The following is an 11,684-nucleotide window of genomic DNA, read 5'->3' on the forward strand; positions in this document are numbered from 1 at the left end:
TTAAAATACCCTAATGGGTTTCTAACAACAAAAGGGAAAACAATGCGTAAACTTACCTTTATTGCAGCAGCTGTGAGTGTTGCACTCCTTGCTGGTTGCCAACAAGCACCACAACAATCTGTAACCACTCCAATTGTACAAGCGCAACCTGTACAAAGCGAAATTGACAAAGCCAATGCGTTTTTTGAAGATACCTTTAACCGTGATGTGATGAGCAGCCCGGTTTACCAAACTTACATGGGTATTAAAAAAGATTACGATAAGTGGGATGACGGCAGCGAAGAGCAAAAACTCAAAGACCTCGCTGAAACTAAAGCCGACTTAGTTGCCCTAAACGCGATTAACCGCGACCTGCTAGACGATGCAACTAAAGTAAGCTACGACTTAAAAAAACAAGACTTAGAAAGCTCAATTGCTGACTTTAAATGGCGTTACCACAACTACCCGGTAAACCAAATGTTTGGTACACACTCTATGGTGCCTGCATTTTTAATAAACCAACATTCAATTAGTAATGTTAAAGAAGCAAAAGACTATATTTCGCGTTTAAATGGGGTGCCTACGGTATTTGACCAATTAGTAACTGACTTAGAAACACGAGCAGACAAAGGCATTATAGCGCCTAAGTTTGTGTTTCCACATGTTATTGATTCAAGCAAAAACATTATTCAAGGTGCACCATTTGAAAAAGGTGACGATTCAACACTTTTAGCAGACTTTAAACGCAAAGTAACGGCACTTGAAATCAGCCAAGACGAGAAAGATGCACTTATCAATGAGGCAACTGACGCGTTAAAATCGGCAGTTAAACCAGCTTACTCAAAGCTTATTAACTACCTAGCACAACTTGAAAAACGTGCTGACGACCGTGATGGTGCTTGGAAATTACCTGAAGGTAATACCTTTTACAATAATGCACTTAAACGCACAACCACCACTGATTTAACTGCAAAAGAAATTCATGCAATTGGCCTATCAGAAGTAAGCCGTATACATGACGAAATGCGTGAAATTAAAGATAAAGTAGGCTTTAAAGGCGATTTAAAAGCGTTTATGCAGTTTATGAAAACTGATAAGCAATTTTACTACCCAAATACAGCAGAGGGTAAACAGCGCTACCTTGACGAAGCAACAGCTATGATCGACACAATGAAAGTGCGTCTTGATGAGCTATTTATTGTTAAGCCAAAAGCCGACCTTAAAGTAAAAGCAGTTGAAGCTTTCCGTGAAAAAGCGGCGGGTAAAGCATTTTACCAACAGCCTGCGCCAGATGGTTCACGCCCAGGTATTTACTACGCAAACCTTTACGACATGGAAGCGATGCCAACGTACCAAATGGAAGCACTGGCTTACCATGAAGGTATTCCGGGTCACCACATGCAAATAGCTATTTCGCAAGAACTAGAAGGTGTGCCTAAGTTCCGTAAATTTGGCGGCTACACAGCCTACATTGAAGGTTGGGGTTTATACTCTGAGCTTGTACCTAAAGAAATGGGTATGTACTCAGACCCATACTCAGACTTTGGTCGTCTTTCTATGGAATTATGGCGCGCGTGCCGTTTAGTGGTTGATACCGGTATTCACGCAATGAAGTGGACTCGCCAAGAAGGGATTGATTACTACGTGAATAACACCCCTAATGCCACTTCTGACGGCGTTAAAATGGTTGAACGTCACATTGTAATGCCTTCGCAAGCAACGGCTTACAAAGTAGGTATGTTGAAAATTTTAGAACTACGTGAAGACGCTAAAAAGCAACTTGGCGACAAGTTTGATATTCGTCAGTTCCACGATGTAGTGCTAAAAAATGGCCCTGTACCACTTAACGTACTAGAAAACTTTGTAAATGAATGGGTAGCAAGCAAAAAAGCTTAATCCCAATTTATAAAGCTAACTAAAAGGTCGCTTATGCGACCTTTTTTGTATTTTGTACCAATTGGCAATAATAGGTTAAGCTAAACAAAAAGGTATTTAAGAGGCGCAAAAATTATGGAGTTATGCATACAGTTACTTAACGCACGTATTTCAAAGCATCAATTAAATGAACTTGATAATGACTTTAAGCAGTTAAACCAAGCACAACAAACACAGCAGCTTAATCATCTGTACGAAAGCGCTTTGCGCATGAGTATTAAGTACGATTTTATGCAAAATGTAGCAACACGTATTTTAACAAGCAATACCCCACCTGCACCTTTTATCAATCAGTTAACAACCACAGATGCCTTGACGTTTTTTACTCCGGCGCTTAGAGAAAATAAGGGCTTCTTGGCACAAGATACCCAAGGAAATAATGTGTTGCACACTGTATTTAAACACGCTAATGCCCAAAAGCTGGCGTTTAATTATGTGCGCTCATTAATGTTATTTGAATCTAACGATGACTTAGTAAAAGCGCTTGCTCAACCCAATGCTCGTGGCCTAACACCTGTTGCTTGTTACATTGCGTATGCAAATAAACCAAGCACGCCGGTAAAGCATGAATTTTCGGCACTGTTAGCCTTGATGGAAATAGAACAAAAACAGAACCCAACAGCTAAACAGCAGTTGGCAAATATATTAAAAGGAACAGATCTTAACGAAACCAGTATTTTACTTAGTGCTGCTTACCTGCAACGTTCAACCGCGCAAGTTGCACATTTAGTTAAAGCGGTTTAGGTCGTGAAAACCTTGATAGATTAAGCGTTGGCCAATCGAGTAACTATTTTACCAAGGTACGAGATTTGTAACCTAATGAGTTACATAAATACTAAACACACCGCTATAAATTTAACCTAGAATAATAAATAGATCCTAGTCGTTTAAGTAGTATTCAACAGTGGTTACTACTCTTACGTTTTTTATTTGTGGTGTATTTGAATCGCGATTAGTAATACTAAACTGCCCTTGGCGAGCTGTTTTTATTTTTCCTAGTTTTGAATTGGAATCCCTAGCAAACTTGTTAGCCACTTCGCGGGCTTTTTCAGTTGCTTGTTGAACCATGGCCGGTTTCACATCGTTTAGCCCTGTAAAAATATACTCAACACGTGTTTCGTAACTATCTTGTACTATGGCAATATTTTGTTTAGCTAATTGGCTTACTTTGCTCAGCGCATTTTGCACCTTGTCTACAGCGCTAGAATAAACGGTCATATTTGAACGAACAATGTACCTAAATTGCTGATTTTCATTGCCGTACTCGCGCGCCTGCTTATCAACAATAGATTGACTACCAAGTGATATTTCGGCGTCATCAAAACCATGCAGTTTTAAAAATGCGATCACGGCTGCGTTTTTTTTCTCAACCCTATTTACCAACTTTTCAAGGTCGTTATCTGCATCGCTAAATTGCAAAGGCCATATAACAGTATCGGCAATCACCTCTTGCTCTGCTAATCCTTTAACTTGTACTGTACGCTCCATTTCTTTTACATTTAGTGCTGCACTTTTTAAAATAAACCCTAAGCTAATTAAGCCTAGGCTTAAAAAAATAGCCGCCAGCACAGTGTGAAAACCAGGTGTTTTAATCACAGTACACTCCTTGATTGATATCAATAATACGTATCTATAAACTCGAAATAACCTGTTAAACAGGGTACATTGAGACAATGTATAACGCAAAATTTAAAAGCTAAGGAAACGCAATGAGCCTAAAGCGAATTAGTCAGTTTTTTAACCCAAGCTCAGTGGCAGTGATAGGCGCGTCAAATAATGCCTCTCGTGCCGGTTTTGTCGTTATGCGTAATTTATTACAAGGCGGTTTTAAAGGACCAATCATGCCTGTAACGCCAAGCTATAGCGCTGTTCATGGCGTACTTGCATACCCGTGTATTAATGATCTACCTAAAGTGCCTGACCTTGCCGTTATTTGTACCAATAAAAATACCCTGTTCGACATTATTAGCCAACTAGGCGAGCTGGGCTGTAAAAGCGCTATTATCATTGCCGATGGCTTAACGAACGATCAAAAAAGTGCGCTAAAAGCATGCGCCCATAAACACCACGTTACTTTATTAGGCCCTAATAGCTTAGGGCTATTAATTCCCCATATTGGCTTAAATGCCAGCTTTTCTCATACAGTGGCAAGCCCAGGTAAAATTGCCTTTGTGTCGCAATCTGCAGCGGTATGTTCAACCATATTAGATTGGGCTAAAAATAAAGATATTGGCTTTTCGTACTTTGTATCTGTGGGGGGGTGTTTAGATATTGATTTTGATGAGCTGCTCGACTTTTTAGGGCGTGATTCAAAAACTAAAGCTATTTTACTTTATATTGATAATATTGAAGACATCCGTGGCTTTATTTCGGCCGCAAGAGCGGCTGCATTTAGTAAACCTGTTATTGCCATAAAAACTGGAAAGACAAATGCTGGCGCTCTTGCTGCAGAGATCCATTCCGGTGGAAAACAAAGCTCTGATGCCGTATACGATGCGTTATTTCAACGTGCGGGTATGCTGCGCGTTAACGACCTACGAGAGCTATTTGCTGCAACACAAACGCTCGCCATGCACCCAAAATTATTGCAAGTTGAACAGCTCACTATTTTAACAAATGGTGGAGGCCCGGGTGTTATGGCGGTTGATGAGCTAATTCAACGTTCTGGGAAATTAGCGGCGCTTAGTAGTGAAACACGCAGTGCGCTTAATCACGTTATTCCCCGCTCGGAAGCAACCTCCAACCCGATTGATATTTTTGGTGACTCGGCACCAGCGCGTTACAAACAAGCATTAGAAATATTATTGCATGCAAAAGAAGTAAAAAACTTATTGATAATACATACCCCATCGGCACTGGCTCCAAGTGAAGACTATGCCAGTGTTATTGTTCAAGCGCTGCAAACGTTGCCCAAAATGGCTCGCCCTTATGTGTTTACCAACTTTATGGGTGAAGATGCTTCATTTGCAGCCAGAAAAATATGCGCTAATAATGCAATTCCTACTTATCGAACACCTGAAGGCGCTGTCGGTGCGTTTATGCACTTGGTGTCGTATCGTCGAAACCAAAAACATTTAACGCAAACGCCAGAGTCTAACACTGACGATGCAAAAATAAACAAAGCTGCTGCCACAACGTTAATAACTGAATATTTAGATGAAGAACAAACCTATCTACCCACTCACAATGCAAGCCAAGTACTAAGCCACTATGGTGTTGAATGTATTGAAACTAAAGTGGCGTACACACCTACTGAAGCAAAAGAACAAGCAATAGAGCTTGGTTTTCCCGTTGCGCTTAAGCTTATAAGCCCAAGTATTGCTTCTAAGTCTGAAGTCGGCGGCGTGGTTTTAAATCTAAACGATGCCAATGAAGTTGAGCAAACCGCATTTGCGATGCTTATTCGTATTAAAAACACTTATCCGGATGCCACTATTGATGGGTTTTCACTCCAAAAAATGGCACCGCGTGCAGGTGCAAACGAGCTGCGGATTGCAATTAAAACAGAGCCTAATTTTGGCCCCGTTATTTTACTTGGTGAGGCAGGTACAGGGCTTGAGTACGCTCAAGCGGCAGTAGCCCTCCCTCCCCTTAATATGAACTTGGCTAAATATTTAATTGCTGCCGCACATGATAAAGGCGTATTAAAAGATCGCATTTTACCTGAAAAGGTCGACAAATATCGTTTATGTGCGTTGCTCACGCGTATTTCACAGCTCGTTGTGGATCAACCAGATATTAGCGCAATGGAACTTAACCCAATACTTGCAAGTAACGGGCAATTTTTAGTACTTGATGCCACCATAACGCTAAATCGATACCAGTCAAAAAGTAACCGCAAACGGTTATGTATTCGCCCCTACCCTATAGATCTTGTAGAAATAGTAACGCTAAAAAATAATACTCAAGCAACGCTTAGGCCAATAAAACCTGAAGATGAACAAGCCCACAAGGCATTTGATCAATCACTCAATAAAGAAGATCGTTACAAACGCTTTTTTGGCGAGTTACCTCAATTTAACCACGATCAACTTGCTAAAATGACTCAAATTGATTACGACCGAGAAATGGCGTTTATTGTTTGCCAACGCTTAGAGGGAAAAACACGTACCTTAGGGGTGTCGCGTGTGATTATGGATCCCGACAACGTGCATGCTGAGTTTGCTATTGTGGTTCGTTCTGATTGCCAGGGCTTAGGGCTAGGTCGAATTTTAATGAATGCTGCAATTAACCATTGTAAACGCCAAGGCGTTGAATGGATTGAAGGTATAACACTACCAGAAAACACAGGTATGATTGAACTTGCCCGCAAGTTGGGCTTTAAAGTAAGCCGCGATTTTGAAGAAGGCAGCATTAACATGGTGCTCAACACAAAATAAACTCAGCCCAATAACTTACGTTATGTTCAGAGCGCCTAAAACCAGTAAGGCGCTATAATATTGCAACTTAACGTGCACTGTGCTTAAAAGGACTAATAACACTATTTTTGATATTTATGACCGCTTATCTATGATCTGCGTGTAGGTTACTACTAAAAATATCTTGCCAGTCACGTACTATGAGCGCTGGTACATCTTCACTTGGAACAGGCTTACTAAATAAATAGCCCTGAAAATGCTTGCACCCTAACGCGGTTAAAAACAGAAGCTGCTGCAGGCTTTCAACGCCCTCAGCCACACACTCTTTGCCTAAACTGTGTGCCAATGTGAGTGTTGATTCAATAATTGCCTCATCATCAGAATCAATACCGATGTCTTGAACAAAACTTCGATCAATCTTAAGCACATCTATAGGAAAACGCTTTAAGTAAGTTAGCGATGCATAGCCGGTACCAAAGTCGTCCATATAGAGTTTACAGCCTAACTCTTTTAGCTTTTTCATACTTTGCAGTGCAAGGTTTGAGTCACGCATTAAAATAGATTCTGTTATTTCAAATACAATAGCCTCTGATGGCACGTTAGCATTAATAAGCGCTTTTTTAATCTCTGGCACAAGCTCTATAAATTCAAAATCTAATGCCGATAAGTTAATCGATAAATACAAATCAGGAGATGCTTTTCGCCATTCGTTAAGCTCATTTAATGCTCTGTTAAAGGTTTGTAGCATTATTTTAGTTATTAAACCAACACCTTCAGCCGCCAACGAAAACTCCTGTGTTTGGATTCGCTTATTTTCAGGCCAGCGAAGTAATACTTCAAAGCCTTCAGTTTGATGTGTGTGAGCATTTATAATAGGTTGGTAATAATTACAAAACTCATGCTCTTGATAGGCTTTTGTTAACTGTGATTCTAAATGAAGGGCTTTTTGAACATGCTGATTCATTTCTTGTTTGTAAAATTGATAATTACTTTCAAGCGCACCTTTGGCATGATAGAGCGCAATGTTTGCCGCCTTCAGTAAGGCACCACTTTGTGTTGCATCATCAGGAGAAATAGCAACACCAATGCTTAAATTAATATTCACTACTTGGTCGTTAATACTTATATTTTGATTCACGCAATCCATAAGTTTGGTACAAATAAGTAATACTTCTTCTATTTGGTGAATATCTTCAACCAGGACCACGAATTCATCACCACCAAATCGTGCAATACTGTCTGATGAACGTAGTGAGCATTTTAACCGCTCTGCAACTTTTTTAATAAGTTCATCGGCGACTTCGTGGCCTAATGAATCATTAAAATATTTAAAGCGCTTAATATTAATATGTAAAAGCGCAGCTTTGCATAAGTGCTTTTGGGCTTGCTCAAGGGCATGCTCAACCCTATCATTAAACAACGTACGATTCGGTAAGCCGGTTAACACATCAAAGTTAGCGAGTTGGTGCAGTTCACTTTCTGCCAGTTTTTGTGCATGTATATCCGTTAAAATAATCACGTAGCTGCTTAAGCGTTGTTCTGTATCAGCAACCGCACTTATTTTAACTAGCACATGGCGAGACTCTCCATTGTGAAGGCGCACCATATCTTCACAAGAAAAATGCTCCCCTTCTGAGAGCTTTTTCATAATACGTAAGTAATCAACACGGCTTTTAGGCGACATACCTAATTTTAACGCCCTACTTGAAATGGGCTCTGCAGCAAAGTTAAAAGCGGTTTGCAGTGATTTATTAGAGGCACGAACATTAAAGTTTTTATCGAGAATAAAAACCCAATCACGAGTTTGTTCAAATGCAGCAGTAAATAAGCGTGCGTGCTCTTCAAATACCATTTCACGGGTCATGTTAGTGTATGTACCTGCTACTTTTTGAGGCGTTTTTTCATCCCACTCAACCACTTTGCCAAAGTCTTTATACCAACGCCAATAACCTTTGGCATGACGTACACGGTATGTACAGTTAAAGTAGCCTTTATCGGTCGACAAAAACTCTAACCACTCTAAACGAAATAGTTGTTTTTCTTGCGGGTGTATTTTAGCCAAGTATTCATCAAGGCTTACAGTATCGTGTTTATAACCCAGCTCATTACTTAAACGAGGCTGATAAATACTTGGATTACTTGACTGCCAATCCCATACGCCAGACTCACTGCCTTCAAGGGCAAGCTTTAAACGGGACTCACTGTCTTTACTTTCTTTATGCGCAGCCAATAAGATACGTTGAATTTTATTACGTCGCCTGACCCACATGGCAATAAAAAATAAAAATAAAGCGCCGTATAACACCATAAAATAAGGCGCACGCCAAAGTGGGTATTTAACCTTTATTTTTAATGTAGCTGGCTTGGTAAAAATTCCCGTTAAGGGGTCTTTAGCCCAAACTTTTAATGTATAACTACCAGGGTTTAACTTAGGAAATAGTACTCGGTTGTTATTTCTTGCGTAGGTTTTTTGCCCGTTATCAAGCTGGTACTCATAAATAATACGTTCTTGATTACTAAAAGCCATTGCAGAAAAAGCCACTTCAAGACCAATGTCATCGTGGTTTAAAACGACTTCATTCAGAGGTTGCCTTAAATCGCGAGATAACTCTCGGGACATTAAATTTACCCGCGTTATATTTACATGCTCTATAAGCGGCTTATAACTTTGGTTTTCCATTGGATGAAAATACGTTATTCCTTTTAACCCCCCATATACAATGCGGCCATCGTTAAGCTGCGCCATTGCTGAGCTATTAAATTCAGCCGATAAAAGCCCCTCGGCTGTACTAAACTGCTGAAAGTGGAGCGTTTCTGGATTTAAACGCCATATTCCTTTATGGCTACTCATCCAAATCATACCGTCGTCGTCAAGCACCATACTGTAAAGTAATGTACCTAATTTATTCTTATCAAGATCAATAGTATGAAGGTGTTCATACGTTGATGAATCAATACCAATTAAGCCAAAGTTAGAAAGAGAGATCCACAACACGTTGTTATTATCAATTACGTATGAAAGCACACTAATTGCAACGTTTTCATGTTGTTTGGGTACTTTATAAATCATTTCTAACGCTAGGTTGTTAGGGTTTAATTGATATAAAATACCGGCATTAAAAAAGAGTGGCCAGTCAGGTTTATTTGGTAAAGCGGGTAAAAAACCATGCGCTAAAAAAGGGTTAAATTGTGCCAATTCACCGCCCAATCGTGTCACAATTTTAGTGTCTATGTTATAAACAAACGCGCCATGGTCACGATGCATAAAATATAAATCGCCATTTGGCATTAAAGCAACACCGTGTACCCACCCTGAGATATGATCTTGGTTTGCCACATTTTTTGTTTTAGGTTCAGTGACTTGGTACGTATTTGGATCAAAAATATACAAGCCTCGATTTGTATTAAGCCAAAGCATATTTTTATAGGGCATAATTTGCCAAACGCTAAACTCACGTGTGTAAGCGTCAGCTTTATAATCTTTTAAATATACTTTGCTGGTATTGGTTTTTAAATCAACCTCAGTTAAGCCATTATTGGTTGCAAGCCAAAGCTTTTCGTTAAATTCGGTTATTCCCCATATTGAATGGTGAGATAAACCTGCGCCACCCAGCACACTGCCATCAACATTGTTAAAATGATACGTATCTTTTGATAGATAAAAGGCACCATCACTTTTTGTGGCCACCCATACGCCACCAGACTTATCTTTGGCCATATCAATAATGCTGGTGTCGGCTAAGGTATATTTACTTTGAGTGATTCGTGTATTTTTTATTAACTCACCACTGTTTAAATCAAATTTGAATAACCCTTTGTCTGTCGCAAGATCGATTTCACCTTGGTTGTACTCTATTTTCCACACATTTAGGTCGGCAAGTAGCACTTTATTTTTGAATGCAATATCGGGACGTTCAAACATGCTTGGTAAATCACTAATATCAACCTGATACATACCTTTGACCGTGCCGACTAATAACTGGTTATTTTCACCCAGCTCAAACGACTTAACATTATTTTGGTAAACATGCGCCGCCTCACCTTTTAAATGCTGTAATGGACGAGTTAGATCATTAGCAATATCATGAACGTAAGCACCGTGAGAGGTCGCTATAAAAATGTAACCGTTATAATGAAACAAGCTTCTTACTAATGTATTTTTGTATTCTTTAGGCAGCTCAAAAACAGATTCAATCACACCGCTTTGAATATCGAGCTTCGCAAAATCTCGACCTCGTCCAATCCACAGTGATTTTGAATCAGCCGCTAGCATGGTAAATACTGATTGATTAAAAATTTGCTCTTCGTTGCTTGGAGGACTTAAAAATTGCTTGTAAGTATCAGTGGCTGGATCATATCTAAACAGGCCCTCGAGTAATGAGGCAATCCAAATATAACCGTCTATGTCTTGGTATATTCTGTCAATAATTGCTTCTTCTAGCTCTCCATTTGGGCCATTAATCGGGGTTACTTGATACCCATCGTAACGGTTTAACCCCCCTTCGGTAGAAAGCCACAAATACCCGTTGTTATCGATGAGTATGGTATTAACGTAGCTTTGTGATAGGCCTTCACTGGGTGATAAACGCTTAACTTGTGCACCAGCCTGGCAACTCACTATAGTTATTAAAACTAAGCAGCAACTTAAAATCCAATTAACGCCCTTACTCATGGTCATTCCATATGGTTTTTTATTTTTATGGGTACTCTAGTGCGACAATATTACGGTGCTTATACATATCAAAAAGTACGTGTAGATCAGCAGTATATGTTAACACTTGGTTAAAACCAATACTGAGGTATAAATCGACTATGTTTTTAAATGCAAAGGTATAAACATGCATGTGTTGATGCTTCAAAAGATCAGTTATTAATTGCTTTGCCAGCCCTTTTGAGCGATGTTCTTTAGCAACATAAACCGTGGATAAAAACAAAAAATTGGATTTATGTTGCACCCTACATGCAGCCACTATTTGCTCATCTAAGTATATAACCCATACTTGATCTTGCTTATTAGCGCGCCCGCTAGCCCCATGTAGTTTGTAAAATTTATTTACTAAGGGTGTTTTTACTTTATCTAATAATTGGGTGGTATACATTTTAACTAAGCATTAGTGCCAAATATTGCTCAAATTTTTGTTTTAATACCGTTTGCTCTGCTACTGGACGGCTATGGATTGTATTATAAACTTGCTCGCGTGTTTTTTTATTACGCTTAATTTGGTATGCCCAAAATGAGGCTTCATAGTCGAGCTGGATTTGGTACTTATCTTCACGTGGTAATAAACATAGGTTAAAACTCACAGGATTTCCTCATTCTTTATATGGCTTAGGGTGTAATACATAGCTTGCAATGCTGGGCAAAAAGCAAGCACCTTGCTATTATACGCCTCTTATTAATTTATCTCAGCA

7 protein-coding genes are annotated in these 11,684 nt (G+C 39.5%); 3 read left to right on the forward strand and 4 right to left on the reverse strand.

Translation table 11 applies throughout. The features are described 5' to 3' along the window. Positions 1-42: 42 nt before the first annotated feature. The gene (locus PS1M3_RS14070) at positions 43-1,875 is read left to right on the forward strand and encodes a DUF885 family protein (protein WP_006793198.1); all 1,833 of its coding nucleotides are present in this window, start codon (positions 43-45) and stop codon (positions 1,873-1,875) included. Positions 1,876-1,989: 114 nt separating this feature from the next. Beyond that, positions 1,990-2,658, forward strand: coding sequence for a hypothetical protein (locus PS1M3_RS14075; protein ID WP_203985037.1), 669 nt, complete (start codon positions 1,990-1,992; stop codon positions 2,656-2,658). A gap of 135 nt (positions 2,659-2,793) precedes the next feature. On the opposite strand, the gene PS1M3_RS14080 is transcribed toward PS1M3_RS14075, so the two are convergent. Further along, positions 2,794-3,510, reverse strand: a complete 717-nt coding sequence (locus PS1M3_RS14080; RefSeq protein ID WP_010556584.1) for an SIMPL domain-containing protein — start codon at positions 3,508-3,510, stop codon at positions 2,794-2,796. Between the two features lie 113 nt (positions 3,511-3,623). Between PS1M3_RS14080 and PS1M3_RS14085 the strand changes: the two genes are divergently transcribed. Next, positions 3,624-6,293 (forward strand): bifunctional acetate--CoA ligase family protein/GNAT family N-acetyltransferase, encoded by a 2,670-nt coding sequence (locus PS1M3_RS14085; protein WP_203985039.1) that lies wholly within the window; start codon positions 3,624-3,626, stop codon positions 6,291-6,293. 124 nt (positions 6,294-6,417) lie between these two features. Here the strand turns inward: PS1M3_RS14085 and PS1M3_RS14090 are convergent, their stop codons facing one another. From PS1M3_RS14090 to PS1M3_RS14100, 3 genes are read right to left on the reverse strand one after another with little or no spacing between them, the layout of a single operon-like run. Further along, the gene (locus PS1M3_RS14090) at positions 6,418-10,944 is read right to left on the reverse strand and encodes an EAL domain-containing protein (RefSeq protein WP_203985044.1); all 4,527 of its coding nucleotides are present in this window, start codon (positions 10,942-10,944) and stop codon (positions 6,418-6,420) included. Between the two features lie 25 nt (positions 10,945-10,969). After that, the gene (locus PS1M3_RS14095; protein ID WP_008132419.1) at positions 10,970-11,371 is read right to left on the reverse strand and encodes a GNAT family N-acetyltransferase; all 402 of its coding nucleotides are present in this window, start codon (positions 11,369-11,371) and stop codon (positions 10,970-10,972) included. Between the two features lies 1 nt (position 11,372). Continuing rightward, positions 11,373-11,576, reverse strand: coding sequence for a DUF3283 family protein (locus PS1M3_RS14100; RefSeq protein ID WP_006793205.1), 204 nt, complete (start codon positions 11,574-11,576; stop codon positions 11,373-11,375). Positions 11,577-11,684: the final 108 nt, after the last annotated feature.

This window comes from Pseudoalteromonas sp. PS1M3, assembly GCF_016865405.1.
GTDB lineage: Bacteria > Pseudomonadota > Gammaproteobacteria > Enterobacterales > Alteromonadaceae > Pseudoalteromonas > Pseudoalteromonas marina.